The sequence below is a fragment of the Sandaracinus amylolyticus genome, assembly GCF_021631985.1.
In the GTDB taxonomy this organism is placed as follows: Bacteria; Myxococcota_A; Polyangia; order Polyangiales; family Sandaracinaceae; genus Sandaracinus; species Sandaracinus amylolyticus_A.
Genome location: NZ_CP070225.1, coordinates 34,912 through 57,315, shown reverse-complemented (window position 1 = coordinate 57,315; position 22,404 = coordinate 34,912). Strand labels below are relative to the sequence as shown.

The 22,404-nt window shown below is 71.3% G+C and carries 16 protein-coding genes; 12 read left to right on the top strand and 4 right to left on the bottom strand.

The features are described from left to right. Positions 1–77 precede the first annotated feature (77 nt). The 7 genes from I5071_RS00205 (at position 78) to I5071_RS00175 (ending at position 10,338) form a co-directional block, all read left to right on the top strand. On the top strand, positions 78–3,188 hold the full coding sequence (locus tag I5071_RS00205) for a penicillin acylase family protein (RefSeq protein ID WP_236519818.1): 3,111 nt from the start codon (positions 78–80) through the stop codon (positions 3,186–3,188). A gap of 49 nt (positions 3,189–3,237) precedes the next feature. Continuing rightward, positions 3,238–4,617 carry a cation:proton antiporter gene (locus I5071_RS00200; RefSeq protein ID WP_236519817.1) on the top strand — a complete coding sequence of 460 codons (1,380 nt, stop codon included), beginning with the start codon at positions 3,238–3,240 and terminating at the stop codon, positions 4,615–4,617. Between the two features lie 211 nt (positions 4,618–4,828). Then, a complete protein-coding gene (locus I5071_RS00195; protein WP_236519816.1) occupies positions 4,829–6,493 on the top strand; it encodes a DUF1592 domain-containing protein in 1,665 nt (554 codons plus the stop codon). Then, the gene (locus tag I5071_RS00190; protein ID WP_236519815.1) at positions 6,490–7,896 is read left to right on the top strand and encodes a DUF1552 domain-containing protein; all 1,407 of its coding nucleotides are present in this window, start codon (positions 6,490–6,492) and stop codon (positions 7,894–7,896) included. Before I5071_RS00195 ends, I5071_RS00190 begins: the two co-directional genes overlap by 4 nt. A 355-nt stretch (positions 7,897–8,251) precedes the next feature. After that, positions 8,252–8,698 (top strand): NADAR family protein, encoded by a 447-nt coding sequence (locus I5071_RS00185; protein ID WP_236519814.1) that lies wholly within the window; start codon positions 8,252–8,254, stop codon positions 8,696–8,698. Between the two features lie 12 nt (positions 8,699–8,710). Further along, positions 8,711–9,223: an MmcQ/YjbR family DNA-binding protein gene (locus tag I5071_RS00180; RefSeq protein ID WP_236519813.1), complete on the top strand. Its 513-nt coding sequence runs from the start codon at positions 8,711–8,713 to the stop codon at positions 9,221–9,223. Positions 9,224–9,306: 83 nt separating this feature from the next. Then, entirely contained in the window at positions 9,307–10,338 is a 1,032-nt protein-coding gene (locus I5071_RS00175) for a metallophosphoesterase family protein (RefSeq protein WP_236519812.1), read from the top strand. Here I5071_RS00175 and I5071_RS00170 read toward each other — a convergent pair whose 3' ends face one another. Both I5071_RS00170 and I5071_RS00165 read right to left on the bottom strand, forming a co-directional pair. After that, complete coding sequence (locus tag I5071_RS00170) at positions 10,339–11,697, bottom strand: sigma-54-dependent transcriptional regulator (RefSeq protein ID WP_236519811.1); 1,359 nt, start codon at positions 11,695–11,697, stop codon at positions 10,339–10,341. Beyond that, positions 11,694–12,986: a sensor histidine kinase gene (locus tag I5071_RS00165; RefSeq protein ID WP_236519810.1), complete on the bottom strand. Its 1,293-nt coding sequence runs from the start codon at positions 12,984–12,986 to the stop codon at positions 11,694–11,696. The genes I5071_RS00170 and I5071_RS00165 overlap by 4 nt, the downstream gene beginning before the upstream one ends. A 192-nt stretch (positions 12,987–13,178) precedes the next feature. On the opposite strand from I5071_RS00165, the gene I5071_RS00160 reads away from it, so the two are divergent. Genes I5071_RS00160 through I5071_RS00150 form a run of 3 tightly spaced genes read left to right on the top strand, consistent with a single transcriptional unit; the run spans position 13,179 to position 18,852 of the window. After that, positions 13,179–14,612: a TolC family protein gene (locus tag I5071_RS00160; protein WP_236519809.1), complete on the top strand. Its 1,434-nt coding sequence runs from the start codon at positions 13,179–13,181 to the stop codon at positions 14,610–14,612. A gap of 50 nt (positions 14,613–14,662) precedes the next feature. Further along, a complete protein-coding gene (locus I5071_RS00155; RefSeq protein ID WP_236519808.1) occupies positions 14,663–15,715 on the top strand; it encodes an efflux RND transporter periplasmic adaptor subunit in 1,053 nt (350 codons plus the stop codon). Between the two features lie 5 nt (positions 15,716–15,720). Beyond that, positions 15,721–18,852 carry an efflux RND transporter permease subunit gene (locus I5071_RS00150; protein ID WP_236519807.1) on the top strand — a complete coding sequence of 1,044 codons (3,132 nt, stop codon included), beginning with the start codon at positions 15,721–15,723 and terminating at the stop codon, positions 18,850–18,852. Here the strand turns inward: I5071_RS00150 and I5071_RS00145 are convergent, their stop codons facing one another. Together I5071_RS00145 and I5071_RS00140 are read right to left on the bottom strand one after the other, a co-directional pair. Then, the gene (locus I5071_RS00145) at positions 18,853–19,521 is read right to left on the bottom strand and encodes a VOC family protein (RefSeq protein ID WP_236519806.1); all 669 of its coding nucleotides are present in this window, start codon (positions 19,519–19,521) and stop codon (positions 18,853–18,855) included. It lies immediately after the preceding gene. A 14-nt stretch (positions 19,522–19,535) separates the two neighbouring features. Then, positions 19,536–20,216, bottom strand: a complete 681-nt coding sequence (locus tag I5071_RS00140; RefSeq protein ID WP_236519805.1) for a hypothetical protein — start codon at positions 20,214–20,216, stop codon at positions 19,536–19,538. A 79-nt stretch (positions 20,217–20,295) separates the two neighbouring features. On the opposite strand from I5071_RS00140, the gene I5071_RS00135 reads away from it, so the two are divergent. Together I5071_RS00135 and I5071_RS00130 are read left to right on the top strand one after the other, a co-directional pair. Further along, positions 20,296–20,991, top strand: a complete 696-nt coding sequence (locus tag I5071_RS00135) for a DUF1566 domain-containing protein (RefSeq protein ID WP_236519804.1) — start codon at positions 20,296–20,298, stop codon at positions 20,989–20,991. A 124-nt stretch (positions 20,992–21,115) separates the two neighbouring features. After that, positions 21,116–22,402 (top strand): DUF1552 domain-containing protein, encoded by a 1,287-nt coding sequence (locus I5071_RS00130; RefSeq protein WP_236519803.1) that lies wholly within the window; start codon positions 21,116–21,118, stop codon positions 22,400–22,402. The last annotated feature ends 2 nt before the right edge of the window (positions 22,403–22,404 follow it).

Here is a 22,404-nt window from a genome sequence, read left to right as displayed (position 1 = left end):
ACGGCAGCGCGCGTCGCGCGCGGACGGAAACGACCGACGTGGGCGAGCCGATCGCCCAATTCGTTTACTCTCGCCGCATGCGTCGTGTGGCTGTGTGCGTCTCGCTGTTCGCGTCCTTCGTGATGGGTTGCTCGTGCGAGGACGATCCAGCGCCCGTCGATGCGGGCAGCGATGCGGGGCCGCAGACGATCCTGCACTCGGTGCCCGAGACCGAGCGCTTCACGATCCCGTGTCTCTCCGAGGAAGCGCAGATCGTCCGCACCGAGATGAACGTCCCGCACATCTACGCGGCGTCGCGCGAGGACGCGTTCTGCGCGCTCGGGTTCGTGATGGCGCGCGATCGCTTCTTCCAGATGGACCTCACGCGGCGCTTGTCGCAGGGGCGCCTCTCCGAGCTGCTCGGGGACGCCGCGCTCGCGACCGACATCGAAGAGCGCATGAAGGGCGGCGCGTTCGTCACCGATCTGCAGACGAACGCGCTCACCGACGACGAGGCGCGCGAGGTCGACGCATTCGCCGCGGGCATCAACGCGTACGTCGCGGCGGCGAGCAACGGCGATGTGCCGCTGCCCTCGGAGGTCCGCCTCGGCGCGGCGCTGCTCGGCGCGGGCACGCGGCCGTGGTCGCTGCTGCACGAGTGGGATCGGCGCGACGTGATCGCGTGCGGCGTGACGGTGCTCTACTCGACGAGCTTCGAGACCGGCGACGTGGGGCGCGATCGTGATCACGCGCGGGTCGACACGCTCTTCGAGGGCATGCCCGATCGCGCGCTGCGCCTCGCGGGCGTTCGGCAGGACGTGATGGAGCGCTACGCGCCGCCGCGCGACACGTCGTCGGCGTCGGGATGGGGCCTCGAGACGGCGTCGAAGAGCGCGCGCGTGACGCGACGTCGTGGTCGCGCGCGTCACCACGCGAGCGTCGAGACCGCGGTGATGGATCGATTGACGGAGCACCTCGAGCGCATCGTCGCGCGCATGCCGCGCACGCCGGGCGAGGGCTACGGCTCGAACGTGTGGGCGGTCGCGGGCAGCTCGACGCCCGATGGTCGCTCGCTGCTCTCGGGCGACGGACACCTGCAGCTCAGCGTGCCTGCGCTCTTCTGGCAGGTCGGGATCGACACCGCGTTCCTCTCGGAGGGCGCGGACGACACGCGCCTGCTCGGCGCGACGATCCCGGGCCTGCCGACGATCGGCGTGGGCACGAACGGGCACGTCGCGTGGAGCCAGACCGCGTACTTCGCGGACGTGACGGACTGGTACCGCGAGGAGATCGTGCTCGGCGAGGACGGGCTGCCGCGCGGTGCGCGCTTCCAGGGCGAGGAGCGCGCGCTCGCGCGCGTCGACGAGGAGTACGAGATCGCCGACGTGCCCGCGCTCGACAGCGTGGGTCGCACCGAAACGATCGCGCGCTTCACGACGTTCGACGGACGGTGGATCACGTCGATCGAGGGCGAGACGGTCGAGGACGGAGCGGAGCGCCCCGCGAGCGCGGTGAACATGATGGGCGAGTGGATCGTGCCCGGCGACGTCGACGGCGACGGCGTCGTGAGCGCGGTCAGCTTCGACTACGGGCCCTTCGACGGAGGCGTGCTGCTGCGCGCGTTCCGGCTCTTCGGGCTCGCGGAGAACGTCGAGGACTATCGCCAGGCGATGCGCCACTTCATCGGCTACGGCGGATCGATGATGGCGTCGGACACGGCGGGCGACGTGCTCTACAGCGCGTACCACGCGGTGCCGTGTCGCTCGTACCTGCCGCGCGATGGCACCACGAACCGGTGGATCGAGGGCGCCGATCCGCGGCGGCTGATCGACGGCACGCAGTACGGCGGCTGGTCGATCCCGCTCACCGCGGAGGGTCGCGTCGACGAGGCCGCGGCGGCGACGGATCCCGATGGGTGCGCGGTGCCCTTCGACGAGTGGCCCCAGGCGCTCTCGCCCGCGCGCGGCTACGTGCAGCACGCGAACAACGATCCCGGCGCGATCGCGACCGACGGAGACCTCTTCGACGATCCGCACTACATCGGTGGGCCGTGGATCGAGGGCTATCGCGCGTCGCGCATCGCGCAGCGGCTCGAGCAGGCGATCGCGGCGGAGCGCGCGACGATCGCGGAGATGCAGGACATCCAGGGCGATCACCGCTCGAACCTCGGCGAGGAGTGGGTGCCGCTCTTCCTCGAGGAGCTCGAGCGCGCGCGCACGACCGCAGCGGGCACGCCGGCCGAGGGGACGAGCGATGCGCGCGTCGCGGCGATGTGGCGCGCCGAGCAGGCAGCGTTCGAGGACGTCGAAGGACGACTGCGCGCGTGGCGCGACGCGGACTATCCGACTCCCTCGGGCGTCGAGACGTTCTACTCGACGCCTGCCGCGGAGGATCGCGCGCACGCGATCGCGACGACGATCTTCGGCACGTGGTTCCCGCGCTTCGTGCGCGGGACGCTCGACGACGAGGGCATCCCCGGCGGGCTCTCGCCCGCGGTGACCGGCGACACCTACCGCATGCAGACGATGTTGCTGCTCGTGCGCGGCCGCGGGCCGGGCAATCCCGAGTCGCTCGGCAGCTACGAGCCGACGCGCGAGGAGTCGGTGTTCTTCGACGACGTGGCGACGACCGAGACCGAGACGAGCCACGAGATCGTGGTCCGAGCGCTGCGCGACGCGCTCGTGTTCCTGCGCAGCGAGCCGAGCGCGCCGGGCGAGGGTGGGTTCGGATCGGACGATCCGGACGATTGGATCTGGGGGCTGCGCCACGGCGTGCGCTTCGAGTCGCTGCTCGCCGACTTCCTCGGCGACGATCCGATGTTCTCGGTCTTCGTCGACAACTTCTCGATCACGCCCGAGCGCATCGATCTCGCGGACGGGATCGGCGAGGGCGATCCGCGCGCGGGGCTCACGTTCTTCCCGCGGCCCGGCGATCAATTCGACGTCGACGCGGCGAACCCGGGGCTCTCGGGCGAGCGCTTCACGCACGGCAGCGGACCGGTGTTCCGCATGGTGATCGCGCTCGGCGGCGAGCAGGGCGTCGAGGGCTGGAACGTGATCCCCGGCGGGCAGTCGGGCATCACGCAGAGCGAGCACTTCGACGATCAGGTGCGCCTCTGGCTCGGCAACGAGACGATCCCGATGCGCTGGCACGTCGAGGACGTCGTCGAGGGCGGCGTCGGTCGCGAGGTGCTCGTTCCGATGCAGTGAGATCGAAGCGCGCGACGGGCTTGGCCCGCCGCGTGCTCCTCTCGCTTGGTTGTCGATCGAGCTCACGGCGGCCGTCGCGATCGTCGGCGCGCTCCTGGTGTTGGTCGCGCTCGGCGCCGCGGCGCTGCGCGATCGCCCGGTCACCGTCGCGATCTTCTATCTCGGCCTCGGTGTGGCGCTCGGCCCGCTCGGCCTGCGTGCGATGGCGCCACGCATCGATGATCCGTGGCTCCTGCGCCTCACCGAGGTCGCGGTGCTCGCATCGCTCTTCGCGAGCGGGCTCAAGGTGCGCGCGCCGTGGCGGGCGCCTGGGCTGCGTGCGGCGGTGATGCTCGCGGGGCCCGGTCTCGTCGTCACTGCCGCGGTCGTCGCGATCGGCGCGCACCTCGCGCTCGGGCTCGCGTGGGACGAGGCGCTGCTGCTCGGCGCGGTGATGGCGCCGACCGATCCCGTGCTCGCGAGCGAGGTCGCGCTGCGCTCGCCGCGCGACGAGAACGCGCTGCGCGCCGCGCTCACCGTCGAGGCCGGGCTCAACGACGGGACCGCGTTCCCGTTGGTCGCGCTCGGTGTGCTCGCGGTGACGAGCGCAGCCCCGATCGATGCGACGACGCTCTCGACGTGGGCGCTCGAGCGCGTCGTCTGGGCCGTGCCCGCGGGGCTCGTGATCGGCACCGCGATCGGCTGGACGATCGGCCGCGTCGCGTTCGTCGCGCGTGCGCGCGCCGGTCGCACCGAGGGCATCGACGAGCTGCTCGCGATCGGTGTGGTCGCGCTCTCGTACGTCGCTGCGGAGACGATGCGCGGGTGGGGCTTCCTCGCGGTGTTCGCGACCGGCGTCGCGCTGCGTCGCGCGGAGATGCGCGTGGTCGCACGCGCCGGGCTCCCCGGCGAGCACGTCACGCCCCGGCTCGAGCTCGACGAGGGCGCGCCCGCCGACGCGCTGATGCAGCCCGCGGTGAGCGACGAAGCGCGCCGTCATCCCACGGTTGCAGCTGCAACCGTGCTCCACGACACGAGCCGCCTCGCGGGCACGCTCGAGCGCGTCGGCGAGATCGCCGTCGTCGTGTGCGCCGGCGCGATGCTCGCGCGCTCGTTCGATCCCGCGGGCTTCGTGCTCTCGACGGTGCTCTTCCTCGTGGCGCGACCGATCGGTGCGCTCGTCACGCTCGCGCCGAGCCCGTTCGACGCGCGCGAGAAGGCCATCGCGGGATGGCTCGGGATCCGCGGCGCGGGAACGCTCTACTACGTCGCGTGGGCCGCGAGCGAGGGTGCGCTCGAGGGACCGGCCGCGCGCCTCGCGGACCTCGCGATCACCTGCGTCGCGACCAGCATCGTGCTCCACGGCGTGACCGCGACGCCGCTCGTGCGCTGGATCGATCGCGAGCGCGCGAGCCAGCCCGCGCGTCGTCGCGACGCGGTCACGACCTGAGGCTCGCGCGGGGGCCTCGGGCCCCACGAGGGGCCGGCAACACCCTGCCACCCTCCCCGATCTCCCCAGAAAAACAGGGCGAATCCGCGCGCTGCGCCGGTGGCACGAGCGCTGCTCGAGGGCGCCCCACGTTCCGCTCGCGGGGTGCGACGAGCGGCGTCGGAGGGACACGCATGAGCCGTTCGCAAGGGCTCGAGGTACCGACCTCGCCATGAGAGCCAGAGCCACGCTCGCGGTGCTCGCGCTCGCGGCCGTGCTCGGCGGAGGCTGCACCGGCACGCTCGCCGACAACCCGAGCGGTCCGCTGGGCGGCCCACGCACGCGGGGACCCTCGAGCTGCGACGATCTCCCCGAGACCAGCCGCATCCCGCGGCTCACGCACGACCAGTACGACAACTCGGTCGCCGACCTGCTGCGCGCACCGGACCTCGCACCGTCCGAGATGCTGCCGCCCGACACCACCGGCCCGATCGATGCGCGTCTGTGGGACGGCTATCGCGTCGCCGCGGAGACCGTCGCGACCGAGATCGCGGCGCGTCCCGGCGCGCTCGCGGCGCTCCTGCCGTGCACGCCGAGCGGCGACGGCGCGGCGTGCGCGCACGACTTCGTCGTCGCGTTCGGTCGTCGCGCGTTCCGCCGTCCGCTCTCGACCGACGAGATCGCGCGCTTCGACGAGCTCTTCCGACTGCGCGCCGATCTCACCGAGACCGGCACGTTCGAAGAGGGCGTGCAGCTCCTCGTCGAGGCGTTCCTGCAGTCGCCGAGCTTCCTGCTGCGCGCGGAGCGCAGCACCGATCGCGACGGCGCGCGCATCGCGCTCGAGGATCACGACGTCGCGACGCGCCTCTCGTACATGCTGTGGAGCAGCATGCCCGACGACGTGCTGCTCGACGCGGCGGACGCGGGGCGGCTCTCGAGCACCGACGACATCCGCGCGCAGGCCGAGCGCATGCTCCAGGACCCGCGCGCGCACCGCATGGTCGAGTCGTTCCATCGCCGCTGGCTCGGCATGGAGGGCAGCCACGCCGCGCGATGGAGCGAGATCGTGCGCGATCCCGCGCGCTATCCCGGGTTCCGCGAGGACATGGTGCCGCTCTTCCGCGACGAGACGCTGCGCTTCGTCGAGCACGTCGTGTTCGAGCGCGAGGGCGGCTTCGGCACGCTGATCACCGAGCCCACCGCGTTCGTGAACGCCGATCTCGCGCCGCTCTACGGGCTCGATCCCTCGGGCTACGGCGAGGCGCTCGAGCCGGTGACGCTCGATGCGGCGGAGCGCGCGGGCATCTTCACCCGCCTCGGGTTCCTCGCGTCGCACGCGATGTACGACCGCACGTCGCCGATCCTGCGCGGCGCATACCTGCAGGAAGAAGTGCTCTGCCTCGAGCTCGGCTCGCCGCCGCCCGGCGCGGAGATGACGCCGCTGCCCGCGCCGAGCCCCGATCTCGTCACGACGAGAGAGCGCGTCACACAACAGACCTCGTCCGAGGCGTGCGCGAGCTGTCATCACCAGTTCATCAATCCGGTGGGGTTCGCGTTCGAGCACTTCGATGCGCTGGGTGCGTATCGCGATCTCGACAACGGCGAAGCGGTCGACTCGACCGGCACTGCGATGCTCGGTGGGCGCGAAGAGACGTCGTTCGGTGGCGCAGCCGATCTCTCGACGGCGATCGCGAATTCGCCGACCGCGCAGCGCTGTTATGCGCGCCACTGGGTCGAGTACGCGTATGCGCGCCAGGTCGCGAGCGACCGCTGCACCATCGAGCAGCTCGGCACGCGCCTCGGCGAAGACGGATATTCGATCCTCGATCTGCTCGTGGACCTCACGCAGACCGACGCGTTCCGCAATCGCGCGGTCGGTACGGAGACGACGCCGTGAAGCGACGCACCTTCCTCCGCGGCCTCGGCGGGGCTGCCGTGGCGCTGCCGATCCTGAGCTCGGTGCCGAGCCTCTTCGCGCAGCCGAGCGAGCCCATCAAGCGGCTCGTGATCTTCTTCCAGCCGAACGGCGTGAACATGAGCGACTTCTTCCCCGCGAACGATCGCGGGGCGCTCACCGACGCGTCGTTCGTCGGGCGCGGTGTCGAGCCGCTGGCGTCGTTCCGCTCGAAGCTGCTCGTTCCGCGGGGGATCCACATGTCGCCGCGAGGGTTCGGGCTCGACGGGATCGCGGGGTGCGATCACCGCAAGGGCATGAGCTGCAAGCTCACCGCGGTCGGGCTGAGCGACGACTCGCGCAATTACGCGCTCGGTCACTCGGTCGACTTCGAGGCAGCGCGGCGCATCAATCCGGGCGGTGTCGATCCGCTGGTGCTCCAAGTGGGACGACGCATCGATCCCGCGAGCGGCGGTGCGACGGACTTCGTCTCTTATTCAGCGGCGAATACCCCTTATGCAGGGGAGAACAACCCCTGGAACGTCTATCGATCGCTGATGGGGATCATCCCCGGAGGCGAGGCCGAGGATCGCATCGTGCGTCGCCGTCAGAGCGTCGCGGATCTCGTGCGCGAGGATCTGCAGACGCTGCGTCGGATGCCGATGTCGAGCGACGATCGGACGAAGATCGACGCGTGGCTCGCGCTGGTGCGCGACACCGAGACGTCGATGCCCGGGCTCTGCGACGCGGGCACGCCGGGCGCGCTCGGGATCACCGGCGTCGATCGCTACGACGGGATGAGCGCGGACCAGGTCGGCAGCGACGGAGAGTTCCGCGAGGCAGGGCGCATGTTGATGCGCCTGTCGGTGCTCTCGATGGTGTGCGATCAGAATCGCGTGTCGACGATCCAGTGGTCGCGCGGATCGGGTGGTCCGACGTTCCGGTGGGACGGGATCGACCACGAATTCACGCACCACCAGCTCTCGCACCGCACCGGTCGCGACGACGCGGCGGGCGCGGATCTTCCGGGCATCGAGCGGATGATCGGCGACATCGATCGCTGGTACGCGTCGCGCTTCGCCGAGCTGCTGGGTTGGATGGATCAGTTCGGAGAAGGCGACGGGACCGTGCTCGATCACAGCGCGGTGATGTGGATCAACGAGCTCTCCGACGGGAAGGCGCACCACTTCAACAACCTGCCGATCGTGATCGCGGGGTCGGCGGGCGGATATCTGAAGCAGGGCGAGGTCGTCGACTGCTCGCGCGGCGGTGACTACGGCGCGATCGAGGGCGCGCCGCACAACGCGCTGCTGACGACGCTGCTGAACGCCGTGGGCGCTGCGAGCGAGGGGTTCGGGGATACGAGTCGGGGGCGGACCGGGGAGTACTCGCAGATCAAGGCATGAGGCGCTTCGGTGCGGGCGCGGGGCATGATCCCCTCGCTAGTCCTCGCGAGCTGCCGATCACGAGCCGGTGAGACGTCGGGAAGCGGAGTGTCCGCGTCGCGTGCGACGCACGCGTCGCGGACCATGCACGCTCGGTGATGCGTCGTGTGGCCCTCGCTGCGGGATCGCTCGGGGACCATGCCCCGCGCCCTGCTGCACGGCTTCGGCACGCATGAGGATCTCGCGCTTGTGGGGCTGAGGAGGGCGCGAACGACCGAGGCGCGCTTCGCGCTTTCTCGGTCGTCCGCGCGTTCCGGCAGCGCGCGCCGAAGGCGCGCGACTGGAGCCGAATTGGACGTGCGGCACATTCGTGCGGATGACGAACGTGATTCGGTTCTACAGCGTCACCGACGAGTACGGGGAATTCTCGAACTTCGCGCCATTTCCCATCGTCGTGCGCGGCGAGCGTTGGGCGACGAGCGAGCACTACTTCCAGGCGCAGAAGCTCGTCGACGCGAAGGACCGCGACGCCGTTCGGCGCGCGAAGACGCCGATGATCGCGGCGCGGCTGGGACGGGATCGGAGTCGGAAGCTGCGGCGTGACTGGGAGTCGGTGAAGGTCTCGATCATGCGCGAGGCGGTCGAGGCGAAGTTCTCGCAGCACGACGAGCTGCGCGCGCTGCTCCTCGCGACCGGCGACGCGAAGCTGGTCGAGCACACCGAGAACGACGACTACTGGGGCGATGGCGGCGACGGGAGCGGCAAGAACATGCTCGGTCGCATCCTCATGGACGTGCGCGCGAAGCTCGCGAGCGAGCGGTAGACTCGACGGCGCATGCATCCGACGACCGAGCCGCCGGCGCACATCAAGGCGCACGAAGAGACGATTCGCGCGAAGGCCCTCGCCTATCCCGGGACCCACGAGGATCGGCCGTGGGATCACGCGGCCTTCAAGGTGAAGAACAAGACGTTCTGCTTCCTCTTCACCGACGCGACCGGGCTCTCGTTGAGCATGAAGCTGCCCGAGTCGAACAACGTCGCGCTGATGCTCCCCTTCGCGCAGCCGACCGGGTACGGGCTCGGGAAGAGCGGATGGGTGAGCGCGAAGTTCGGGGTCGACGACGACGTGCCGATTCCGATGCTCCTCGACTGGCTCGACGAGAGCTATCGCGCGGTCGCGCCCAAGACGCTGGTGAAGACGCTCGCGAGCGGAGCAGTCGCCACCACGCCCGCGAAGCCGACTCCGACGCTCCCGACGCCGAAGAAGGCAGTCGCGAAGAAAGCGGCCGCGAAGAAGGCTCCGGTGAAGAAGGCCGCGACCAAGAAGGCCGCTGCGAAGAAGCGCTGATCCGAGCGCGTCGTCGATTCCTCACGCGACTGTCACGCAGCGCGATGGTTGTGGGCGCAACCGCTCGCTACCGTCGCGCCGCCATGCGCCTCGCGCTTCACTTCACCCTTTCGCTCTCTTCCCTCGCGCTCGTGGCCTGCGGCTCCTCGGACGCGTCCCCCACGCCCGACGCCGCGACACCCGCCACCGACGCGGGCCCGCAGCGCCCGCCGGATCCGCTGCGCATGCGCGTCGAGCTCCCGCCGCTCGACTGCTCGCGCGACAACTGTTTCCAGGTCGTCCTGCTCTCCGATCCTCACGTGATCGACGAGTGGTACACCGGCCCGGAGAACGGCGAGCTCGACACCACGTCGATCCTCGCCGCGAACGAGCGCCTCGTCGGCGCGCGGGATCGCATCCACGCGCTCGACATGCCGATCGCGCATGCGTTCGTCCTGGGCGACGTGATCCACGAGTACAACTCGCTCGATCCGATGTTCTATTACGAGCCCTCGAACCTCACGGCGCACGACATCGTCGCGAGCGTGCTCGAGACGTTCGAGATGCCGGTGCACCTCGCGCTCGGCAATCACGACTATTTCGTCCCGGAGATGCCGCGCGAATTCGTGCACGAGCTCTTCCGCGACAAGCTCGGGCTCGAGCGCTCGTATTACTCGGTCGATCACCGAGGATTCCGATTCATCGTGCTCGACAGTCAGCTCGGCGACACCTGGGACGCGGCGAGCGCGCGATACGACACGACCTACGGGAGCTTCGGCGAGGCCCAGCTGCGCTGGCTCGACGAGCAGCTCGCTGAGGGACTGCCGAGCTTCGTGATGTTCCACCACCACCCGCTCGTCCTCGCGGAGGACGAGCTCGAGGATGCCGATTTCGCCGACATCCACGCGGTGCTCGGGCGCCACGGGAACGTGCTCGTCGCGCTCTCGGGCCACCTGCATCGATGGTTCAACCACCAGCGCCGATATGGCAGCTGGCACGTGACGCTCGGCTCGACGCGCTACGACGAGGACTCGTTCTGGGTCATCCGCTGCGACACGGAGTCGGGCGAATTCGATCTGCTCAACCCGGACACGGCGGTGTGGGGAAGCGTCGATTCGTTCCCCTACCCGCGTTAGTCACTTGATCCCGTAGCGCTTCATCTTGTCGATCAACGTCGCGCGACCGATGCCCAATCGGCGCGCGGCGTGCGACTGATTGCCTTTGCAGTCGGCGAGCGCTCGCACCACCAATCCACGCTCGAACGCCTCGACCTGCGCGCGCAGCGGCAGCGGCGCGGCGTCGCTCTCTCCCTCGGCGGGCGGCTCGGCGTCGGGCTCGGGCGCCGGCGCGCTCGGCGACAAGAACGCGTCGAGCCCGACCCGCGGGCCCGAGAGCGCGACCATGCGCGCGATGGTGTTCTCGAGCTGGCGCACGTTGCCCGGCCACTCCGCGCGGCAGAGCGCGTCGAGCAGCTCCGGGGACAGCGAGACGTCGGGCATCCCGAAGCGCTCGCCGTATCGCTCGGCGAAGCCGCGCGCGAGCGCAGGGATCTCGTCGCGGCGCTCGCGCAGCGGAGGCACCACGAGCTCCACCACCGCGAGCCGGTAGTAGAGATCCTCGCGGAACCGTCCCGCCTTCACCTCGGCCGCGAGATCGCGATGCGTGCTCGCGACCACACGCACGTCGACCCTCTCGATGCGCCCACCGATCGGCTGGATCTCGCCGTCCTGCAGGGCGCGCAGCAGCTTCGGCTGGAGCGTCATCGGGAGCTCGCCGATCTCGTCGAGCACGAGCGTCCCGCGATCCGCCTCCGCGAAGAACCCGCGGCGCGTCGCGACCGCGCCGGTGAACGCGCCGCGGGCGTGCCCGAAGAGCTCCGCCTCCGCGAGCTCGGCCGGCAGCGCCGCGCAGTTGAAGCGCACCAGCGGTCCGCTCTCGCGGCGGCTCTGCGCGTGCACCAGCGACGCGACGAGCTCCTTGCCGCTGCCGGTCTCGCCGCGCACCAGCACCGTGAGGTCCTTGTCGGCGATGCGCTCGATCGACTCGAGCAGGCGCCGCATCACCGCGCTCTCCGCGATCAATCGGCGACCGAGCGCGCGCTCGGCCTTCATCAGCCGCACCTCGGTGCGCAGCTGCGAGCGCTCGAGCGCGCGATCCACCACGAGCCGCAGCTCGTCGATGTCGACCGGCTTCGTGAGGTAGTCGTGCGCGCCCGCCTTCATCGCGCTGACCGCGACGCGCTCGTTGCCGTGCGCGGTGATCAGCACGAAGGGCAGCTCGGGCCTCCGCTCGTGCACGTGCGCGAGCAGCTCGAGACCATCGATCCCCGGCATCGCGAGATCGCTGACGACCAGCGACGCAGCATCGATGTGCCCCAGCGCGGCGGCGCCCGACGACACCGCGACCACGTCGTGGCCGCGCTCCGAGAGCACCTCGCGCAGCATGTAGAGGACGCCCGGCTCGTCGTCGACGAGCAGGATCCGCGCGCGGCTCATGCGGCCCTCGCGGGCGCAGCGGCGTCGGGCAGCACGATCTCGGCGAGCGTGCCCTCGCCGCGCTGGCTGTGCAGCGCGAGCGTCCCTCCGTGCTGCTCGATCGCGGCACGCGCGATCACCACGCCGAGCCCGGTGCCCTCGCTGCGCGTCGTGAAGTACGGCGTGCCCACGCGCGCGAGCACCTCGGGCGCGATCCCTTCGCCGCGATCGCGCACCCGCACGTGCGTCGAGCCGGGAACGCGCGCGAGCTCGATCGTCACGCGCCCGCCCGCCGACGACGCCTCGATCGCGTTGTCGACGAGGTTGATCAGCGCCTCCTTCAGGCGCGCGGGATCGACCCTCGCGCGGAGACGCTCGCCGGTCCGCTCGAGCGTCACCGAGCGCGCGCGCGCACGTCCTTCGAGCAGCACCAGCACGTCGTCGGCGAGCGTCGCGAGCTCGACGTCCATCGGGCGCACCTCGTCGAGCGGTCGCGAGAACGCGAGGTACTCGCGCATCGTCTTCTCCATGCGACCGACCTCGCTCGCGATCACCGAGAGGCGCTCGCGCGTCTTGTCGTCGTGCTGGCCCTGCAGCAGCAGCTGCGCGAGGCCGGCGATCGCGGCGAGCGGGTTCTTGAGCTCGTGCGCGACCTTCGCGCCCATCGTCTCGAGGCCGCGCGCGCGCGACTCGTGCTGCTCGAGCACCTCCTCGCGCATCTGCGCCGCGTGCACCGCCGCACGCGTGTAGACCTCGGTCAGCGTCACGAGGTTCACCACGCTCACCCAGACCGCGAACACGATCGACGTGCCGATGCCGATCGAGACCCACGGCTTCGGCATGATCGGTCCGGTCACCCACTCGGGCAGGCCGAGCAGCACGAGCAGCAGCACCACGAGCTCGCCGAGCAGGATCCACGTCGGCGGGCGACGGCCGAACGCCGCCGCGGGGATCACCGCGGGCGCGAGCAGCGCGGGCAGGATCGGGCTCGCGTAGCCGCCGGTGAACGCACAGCCCACCGCCATCAGGAACATCGCGATCATGGTGCCGTACGCGATGTGGTGCTCGGTGCACTCGGTGCGGCGGATGCGATGTCGCTCGTAGAGATCGAACGCGAACGTCAGCGCGTAGAGCCCGAGCAGCGCGAAGAAGCGCGGCCCGGTGTACCCCGCGAGCACCATGATGACGATCACCAGCCCGCGCTGGACCGACATCAGGAGCGGCTTGCGCTCGACCCATCGCGTTCCGAACTCGATGAGCAGCGCGTCGCGCGCCTCGGCATAACGGCGTTCGAGGGTCTCCGCGTCCATCGGCTCGAGGAACGCTAGCGAAAGTCGCGCCGTGTTTCGAGCCGCGCGGGAGATTCGTTTCCGCGCGGAAAAGCGTCGGAGCACCGCGCGCGAGCCGCTGTACGGACCTCCGACACGTCGGCGCGCCGTACAGCGGGATCGCGGAGAATCGCGCCAATTCGCGCGGCACGAGGGCTGCTCACGGCCGGCGGCATGTCGCCAACGATTCGCTCCGTCTCGCTGCTCGCGCTGGGCGCGATGCTCGCGACGACCACCTCCGCGCACGCGCAGGACGACGACGTGCTCGCAGCCGAGCTCGCGGTGCCCGGAGGCCTTCGCGCCCAGGACGTGGTGCGCGCCGTCGTCGAGAGCAGCTTCGATCGCCGCGCGCGCCTCGCCGAGATCGAGGCCGCGCGCGCCGACGTCGATCGTGCGTGGCTCGCGCTGGTGCCGCGCGTCGGCCTCAGCGCGAGCTACATGCGCCTCTCGGAGATCGAGGCGCCGACGCTCGGGTTCGTCGCGGCGCCGGTCGATCAGACGCAGGGTGGTGTGATCGAGCCGGGCACGCCCCTCGTGAGCGTGCCGATCTCGTTCCCGGTGCTGCTCGATCAGACGCAGGTCCGCGCGCAGCTCGTGGTGCCGGTGAGCGATTACTTCCTGCGCGTGCTGCCCGGTCGCGACGCGGCCGAGCACGTGGTGCACGCGGGCGAGGCGACGCTCGAGGCCACCGAGGCGCGGCTCGCGCTCGAGGCCGAGCAGCTCTACTGGGGCTGGGCGCGCGCGCGGCTCGGCCTCGTGGTCGCGCGCACCGGGCTCGCCACCGCGGAGGCCCATCGCGACGACGCGCGCCGCGTGTTCGAGGCGGGCCTCGCGACCGGCGCCGACGTGTCGCGCGCCGAGGCGCAGGTCGCGGCGATGCACGAGCTCGTCGCGACCACCGAGCACCTGCGCGACGCGCTCGCGGATCGACTCCGCACCGTGATGCACGTGAGCACGATCCCCGACGCCATCGGCGACACGCTCCCCGACGAGCCCGCGATCCACGCGTCGATCGACGATGCGGTCGCAGGCGCGCTCGAGCGTCGCTCCGAGCTGCGCGCGATCGGCGCGCAGGTCGAGGCGCTCGAGGCCCAGCGCATCGTGCAGGACGCGGCGCTGATCCCGCGGCTCGATCTGATCGGCGAGGTGCTCCTCGCGAACCCGAACCCACGCTTCGTGCCGGCGCAGGAGCGCTTCGAGACGACGTGGGCCGTGGGCGCGCAGGTGAGCTGGCAGCTCGCGGACGCGCTCTCCGCCGATCCCTCGCGGCGCGCGCTCGAGTCGCGCATCGCCGCGGCGCGCGCGTCGCGAGAGTCGGTCGAAGAAGGCGTGCGCGCCGAGATCGTCGACGCGGATCGCCAGCGTCGCGACGCGGTGAGCGCGATGACGTCGCGCCATGCCCAGGTGGACGCCGCCGAGCGCGCGCTGCGCCAGGCATCCGAGGTGTTCCGCGCGGGGCGCGGCACCGGACTCCCGGTGATCGACGCGCAGACGCTGCTGGTGCGCGCGCGCCTCGACCTCTTGAACGCCCGGATCGATCTCGCGGTGGCCGACGCACGCTGGCGCCGCGCGATCGAGGAGGGAGCGCGCGAAGGGCGCGGACGGTAGGGCCCCCGCGGGCGAGCTGAGTTTTTCGACAGTCCTTGAGGAGACGATCGATGACGATTCGAACGACCACCATCACGCTCGCGCTGATCGCGCTCGCGCTCTCCGGATGCAGCACGTCCGAGCCCGCCGCGGCGCAGGAGGCCGAGCCCACGGCCGCGATCCCGGTGCGCCTCGCGGCGATCGATCGGACGCCGGCGCGCGAGCCGCTCGAGCTGCCCGGCCTCGTGATGCCGCGCGACACGTTCGACCTCGGGTTCCCGGGCGGCGGCGTGATCCTCGACGTGCTCGTCGACGCGGGCGACGAGGTGCACCGCGGGCAGGTCCTCGCGCGCCTCGACGCGACGGCCGCGCGCGCGACGGTGATGCAGGCACGCGAGAGCCTGACGCGCGCCGAGCGTGACCTCGGCCGCGCGCGAACGCTGAGCGAGAGCGGCTCGCTCCCCTCCGCGACCTACGAGGACGCGCAGACCGGTGCCGAGGTCGCGCGCGCGAACGTCGCCGCCGCGGGGTTCGCGCTGCGCTACTCGACGCTGCGCGCGCCCGACGACGGCTGGGTCGACGCCCGCCTCGTCGATGCGCGCGAGGTGATCGGCCCCGGCCAGCCGGTGCTGCGGATCGCGAGCCGCGCGCGCGGGTGGGTGCTGCGCGTCGCGGTGCCGGATCGCTCGGTGGCACGCCTCCACGAGGGCGATGTCGCGACGATCACGCTCGACGCGATGCCCGAGCGCGCGATCGACGCGCGCATCGTCGAGATCGCGCGACTGCCCTCGATGGGCAGCGGCACCTACGACGTCGAGATCGCGTTCGACGCGCCCACCGAGCTCACGATGCGCACCGGCCTCGTCGGGCGTGCGTCGATCCCGATCGGCGAGACCTTCACCGCGAGCGTGCCGCTCTCCGCGCTGGTCGACGGCCACGATCACGATGCCGCGGTGCTCGTCGTCGACGCCGGGCGCGCGCGCCGCATCCCGGTGCGCATCGCGTTCCTGCGCGGCGATCACGCGGTGCTCGCGAGCCCGCTCGACGAGATCGACGCGGTGATCGGCATCGGCGCGGATCGCCTCGACCCGGGCGCGCACGTCGAGCCGGTCACGGAGGAGTGAGCACCATGCCGAACATCTCGGAATTCGCCGTCAAACGCTGGCAGTTCACCCTCGTCGTCTTCGGCATGCTGCTCGCGCTGGGCGTCTCGTCGCTCGTCGCGATCCCGAAGAGCGAGGACCCGACGTTCCCGCTGCCGGTCTTCGTCGTCGTCGCGGTGCTGCCCGGCGCATCGCCGCTCGATCTCGAGCAGCTCGTCGTCGATCCGATCGAGGAGCGCGTGCAGGCGCTCGACGATCTCGACCGCGTCGAGACGACGATCCGCGACGGGCTCGCGGTGATCCGCGTCGAGTACGAGGCGGGCGTCGACGTGCCGCGCAAGGAGGACGAGCTGCGCCGCGAGCTCGACACGCTGCGCCCCACCCTTCCCTCCGAGCTGGTGCGCCTCGACCTCGAGACCGCGAACGCGGCGAACGTGAACATCGTGCAGGTCGGGCTCGTGTCCGACGACGCGACCTACGCCGACCTCGATCGGCTCGCGCGCGCGCTCGAGGATCGACTGGAGGCGGTGCCCGGCGTGGGCGAGGCGACGATCGCGGGGCTGCCGGCGCAGGAGCTGCGCATCGAGCTCGACCTCGGGCGGATGCGCGCGCTCGGGATCTCGCCCGCGGAGATCCTCGGCGCGGTGAGCGCGGAGAGCCGCACGATCCCCGCGGGCAGCGTCGAGGCCGGCGCGCGTCGCTTCACGGTGCAGACGCGCGGCGACTACGAGAGCGTGGACGCGGTGCGCGACACCGTGGTGCGCGCGAGCGCAGGACGCGTGGTGCGGGTGCGCGACGTCGCGAACGTCACGTTCGGCGATGCCGAAGCGGTGCACCTCGTGCGCGTGAACGGACGTCGCGCGGTCACGGTCGCGGTCAACCAGCGCGAAGGGCAGAACATCTTCACGGTGCGCAACGGCATCGAGGAGGCGCTCGCCTCGTTCGAGCCCACGCTGCCCGAGGGCGTCACGCTCGCGCGCACGTTCGACCAGTCGCACAACGTCGAGCACCGACTCTCGGGCTTCGCGCGCGACTTCGTGCTCGCGATCCTGCTCGTGCTGGTGACGCTCCTGCCGCTCGGCGTGCGTGCGTCGGTCGTCGTGATGATCTCGATCCCGCTCTCGATCGCGGTCGGGCTCACGATGCTCTTCGGCGCGGGCTACGGCATCAACCAGCTCTCGATCGTCGGGTTCGTGATCGCGCTCGGCCTCTTGGTCGACGACTCGGTCGTCGTGGTCGAGAACATCGCGCGCTTCCTGCGCCTCGGGCACACGCCGCGCGAGGCCGCGATCCTCGCGACCAAGCAGATCACGCTCTCGGTGCTCGGCTGCACCGCGACGCTGATCCTCGCGTTCGTGCCGCTGCTCGCGCTCCCCGGCACGTCGGGCGAATTCATCCGCAGCCTGCCGCTCGCGGTGGTGCTCACCGTCGCCGCGTCGCTGCTCGTCTCGCTCACGGTCGTGCCCTTCCTCGCGAGCCGCGTGCTCAAGCCCGAGGCCGAGCACGGCAACGTCGTGTTCCGCGGGATGATGCACGTGATCGAGGGCAGCTATCGCCCGGTGCTCTCGGTCGCGCTGCGCTGGCCGAAGCTCACGCTGGTCGCGGCGATCGCGCTCTTCGTGGGCAGCATGGCGCTGGTGCCGCGGATCGGGTTCTCGCTCTTCCCCAAGGCGGGCACCGCGCAGTTCCTGGTGCGCGTCGAGACCGAAGAGGGCGCGAGCCTCGCCGAGACCGATCGCGCGACGCGCTTCGTCGAGCGCGTGCTCGCGTCGCACGACGAGATCGCGTGGCAGGTCGCGAACGTCGGCAAGGGCAACCCGCTCGTCTACTACAACGTGCCGGTCCAGAACGAGCGCGCGAACATCGGAGAGGTCTTCGCATCGCTCGATCACTTCGATCCCGATCACTCGCCGGCCCTGCTCGATCGCCTGCGCGAGGAGCTCGCGTCGTACCCCGGCGCGCGCATCCGCCTCCTCGAGTTCGAGAACGGCCCGCCGCTCGAGGCGCCGATCGCGATGCGCCTCATGGGCGACCACGTGGAGTCGCTCGCCGACGCGGCGGCGCGCGTCGAAGCGGTGCTGGCCGCGACGCCGGGCACGCGCGACGTGGTGAACCCCGCGCGCGAGCGCCGCACCGATCTGCGGGTGCGGGTCGACGAGACGCGCGCCGCCGCGCTCGGCGCGGTCGCGTCGGAGGTCGATCGCGCGATCCGCCTCGCGATCGGCGGTGTGCCCGCGGGGCGCTTCCGCCATCCCGGTGACGACGACGCGCGCGACATCCGCGTGGTGCTCGCGCGCGACGAAGCGCCCGATCTCACGCTCGGTGCGTCGCGCCCGACGCTCGAGACGCTGGAGCAGGTCTTCGTCCCGACGCGCGACGGCGGCGCAGTCCCGCTCTCCGCGATCGCGGCGATCGAGCTCGAGCCCTCGCCCACCACGATCCGTCACTACGACGGCACGCGCAGCGCGACGGTCACCGCGTTCACGCGCACCGGCGAGAACACCGATCGCGTGACGCGCGACGTGCTCTCGCGGCTCGCGGGCGTGTCGTTGCCCTCGGGCGTGCGGCTCGTCGTCGCGGGCGAGGTCGAGAGCCGCGCGCGCAGCTTCGGCGGGCTCGGCTCCGCGATCATCGTCGCGGCGTTCGGCATCCTCGCGGTGCTCGTGCTCGAGTTCCGCACGTTCCGCGGCACGCTCATCGTCGCGTCGGTGATCCCGCTCGGCGTGATCGGCGGCCTCGTCGCGCTGCTGATCACGGGAAACACGCTCTCGTTCACCGCGATGATCGGCTTCGTCGCGCTGATGGGCATCGAGGTGAAGAACTCGATCCTGCTCGTCGACTTCACGAACCAGCTGCGCGAGGAGGGCGCGTCGCTCGACGAGGCGATCCAGCGCGCCGGCGAGACGCGCTTCGTGCCGATCCTGCTGACGACGCTCACCGCGATCGGCGGTCTCGTGCCGCTCGCGCTCGAGCGCTCGCCGCTCTACTCGCCGCTCGCGTGGGTCATCCTCGGCGGGCTCGTGAGCTCCACGCTGCTCGCGCGCATCGTCACGCCGATCATGTACAAGCTGCTGCCGCCGACGATCGGCGAGGACGACGAGACGGAAGCCCGCGCGCCGATCGCCGCGATCGAGCCCGAGCCGATCGCCGCGGAGTGATCAGACGCGCTGGACGAGACCGAACGCCGCGCCCTGGGGATCGTCGCACGCGGCGCAACGGGTCGGACGCGCCACGCGCTCGCCGGCCGAACGAAGGAAAGGACCGACGACCTTGCCGCCGCGCGCGCCCACCGTCGCGAGCGCGGCGTCGAGGTCGGGCACCTCGAAGTAGAAGAGCCAGTGGGGGTGCACCGCCGGCAGGCGCACCGACTGCACCATCCCGCCGACGCTCGGGCCGTCCCACGCGAACGTGCGATACGGCCCGACGCCCTCGAGCTCGATCGTGCCGGTGTCGCGCCATCCGCGGCGCACGCCGTAGAGCGCCCACGCGCGCTCGAGATCGCTCGTGTGCAGCTCGTGCCAGACGACGCTCGACGATGCCGCGACCATCGCGCTGCACAGCGCGACCACGCTGCCGAAGGGATCGCGCAGGATCGCGCGCTCGCGCGTCGTCGGTCCGAGCGCTTGCCACCCGAGCTCCGCGACCTCGCGCTCGACGTCGTCCACCGCGAGATGTCCGAGCCAGTGCGCAGGCGCGCCCGCCGCGGCCGCGCGCTCGGGCAGCGTCGAGAAGGCGAGATCGTCGCGCGTGCCGATCACGTCGGAGTAGAACGCGCGCGCCGCGTCGACGTCGCGGGTGCGCAGCTCGTAGCGGACGAAGCGACTCATCGAGCACGCGTGTATCACGGCGCGACGCGGATCGATCGCTCCGGCGTGTGCGACCACATCGGCGAGTCGGTCCGCACCACGAACCCCGCGCCCCGACCCAGCATCATCGGTCCGGGCTCGTAGCGATCGAGGGGCTCCGGCGCGGCGTCGAACGTGCACTCGAGCGCCGCGTGCGCGCGGGGAGTCTCGCCCTCACGACCCGTGCTCGGCAGCACGTCGACGCGCGCGATCGCGCAGCGCATCGTCGTGCTCACGACCGTCGTCGTCGCCACGGGGAGCGGCAGCGACCCCCAGCCCTGCCACATCACGCTCGCACGCTCGGCGCTCGTCAGCGCGAGGTCGAGCCCGGTCGCGGTGCGCGTCGCGACCCCGCGCATCACGACGCGCACGTGCTCGGTGGTGCGCGTGGTCTCGCCACCCTCGCGCATGTAGCGGCCCGGCGAGGGCCCGAACGTCTCGTGCGTGTGGTGATCGATCGTGAGCGCCGCGACCCCGCGCGCGTCCACGTCGAGCGCGAGCTCGGCGCGGTGCGACGTCGACGCGAACGACTGCGAGCAGCCGTGCGCGCGCGATCCCTCGATCACGCCGTGCAGCGCGAGCGCGCCGGTGAGCGACGTGACGTCGGGCGCGATCGACTGTGCGAAGGCCGGTGCCGCGATCGCGGCGAGCAGGACCGACACGAGGGCTCGGCGCATGGCCCAGGATACGCCGGCCCCGCGCGATTCCTTGGCTCCGCTGACCCGATGCGGCGACGACGCGCCACCTGACCCGACGATGACGACGGGAACGTGCGTGCGAGTCTGCATCGTCTTCTGCGTGCTCTCCGGCTGTGGCGCGGAGCCCGGCACGGAGGCCTCACAGGATGCGAGCACCGTGCGCGGCGACGATGCGAGCACGCCCAGCGACGGCGGCACGCCCAGCGACGCGGGACGACACGAAGCGCCGATCGACGGCGGCATGCCCGACGAGCCCGACGCACACGTCGACGTCGACGCATCGATCGCGCCGCCGGCCTGCACACCGAGCTCGGGAACGACGGAGATCGGTCCCGACGTCGTTCGCGACGACGCGACTTGCCTGATGTGGGAGGCCCACCCCGGCTTCGTCGGCGGCGGCAACTGGGAGCCCGCCAAGGCGTACTGCGGCGCGCTCACGGCCGGCGGCTTCGACGACTGGCGGATGCCCACCGTCACCGAGCTCGCGAGCCTGCCGCTCTCGGCGATTCCGTGGATCGGACGGCTCGGCACCGCGCCGCGCTACGTGCCCTCGGGCGCCACCGATCTCGGCAACTTCCACTACTGCGGAATCACGCACTGGGACACTGCGGGCGCGCTCGGCTGCGGCTGGGTCGGCCCGGGCAACTCCGACGGGACGATCTGTGTGCGCGGCACCGCGGCAGTCGCGACTCCGCTCCCGAGCGGATGTGATTGTCAGGAAGGACGCAGCGGATTCGTCGCGCGCTCCGAGTGATCTCGATGCAGCGCACGGAGCGCTCCGTGCGCCGCGCGGAACACCCGATGTTCCTCGGCATTTTCTCAACTTCGAGTGACCCGAACTCGAGCCTCCGCGCCCCCGACACGATGGAGGTGCGTCGATGTCCCGGATCGCCCGTCGCACGTTCGCGAAGCACGTCGGCCTCGCAGCGTTGCTCTCACCGTTCCTCGCGTCGCTGAGCGATCGCAGCGCATCGGCGCAGGTCACGGGACGCGCGAAGTATCTGTGTCTCTTCGTGACGCCCGGAACGAGCTCGCGCGACTGGACCCCTGCCGCGGGCTCGAGCGAGACGCGGATCGCGTTCACGCCGATGAACGAGCCGCTCTCGGTCATCAAGGACAGCCTGGTGATCGTCGAAGGGCTCGACAGCTTCGGCACCGCGGGCACCCACGGCTCGCCGGGCGGTCTCTGCGCGAAGGGCTATTCGGACTTCGGCCACGTCTCGATCGAGCAGTTCGTGAGCGATCGACTCGCGGAGTCGGGTGAGCGCACGTCGATTCCCAATCTGGTCCTCGGTGGTCATCCCGGACAGATGCGCTCGACGTTCTTCCGGAGCGGGATGGCGCTCGCGCCGATCGCCTCGCCCGTCGCGGCGTTCGACACGATCTTCGCGGGCGCGACGACGCCACCCGCGACGATGCCCTCGGATCTGCTGCGCCGTCGTCGCAGCGTCCTCGACGTCCTGCGCGGCGAGATCGGCGCGCTCTCGGGGCAGCTCGGCGCCTCGGAGCGATATCGGCTCGAGCTCCACCTCGACTCGATCCGCCAGCTCGAAGAGCGCCTCGCGGCGAGCGAGATGGAGCCCGGCGGCGGCGGTTGCCGCCCCCCCGCGAGCCCCGTCGACAGCTCGGAGATCCTCCTCCAGAACGCCGCCTGTCTCGACCTCGCGGTCGACGCGATGGCGTGTGATCTCACGCGCGTCGTCGCGGTCGAGTTCGGGAACAACAACGGCACTCAGATCGCAATTCCCGAGATCGGCAATGGCGACTGGCACAGTGGGTTCATCCACAGCGGGCTGATTCCGGAGCTCACTCGCGTCGAGCGCTGGCTCGCGCAGCGTTTCGCCGGCGCGGTGACGCGCTCGAAGTCGCTCGCTGCGCCCGACGGTCGAGGAACGCTGTTCGATCAGACGCTCTTCGTCTGGGCGCGCGACATGGGCGATGCGCCCAGCCACACCGGCAACGACATGCGCTTCGTGTTCGCAGGCGGCGCGGGTGGCGCGCTGCGCACGTCGCCCGAAGGACGCTACGTCGTGGGGCGCGGCGAGGCCCACCAGCGCGCGCTCCTCAGCTGCGCGACGGCGATGGGCATCTCGAACCTCGAAGGGTTCGGCCGGACCAACTTCGGCGGAAACAGCCGACTCCCGCTCGACGGAATCGGAGCATGAAG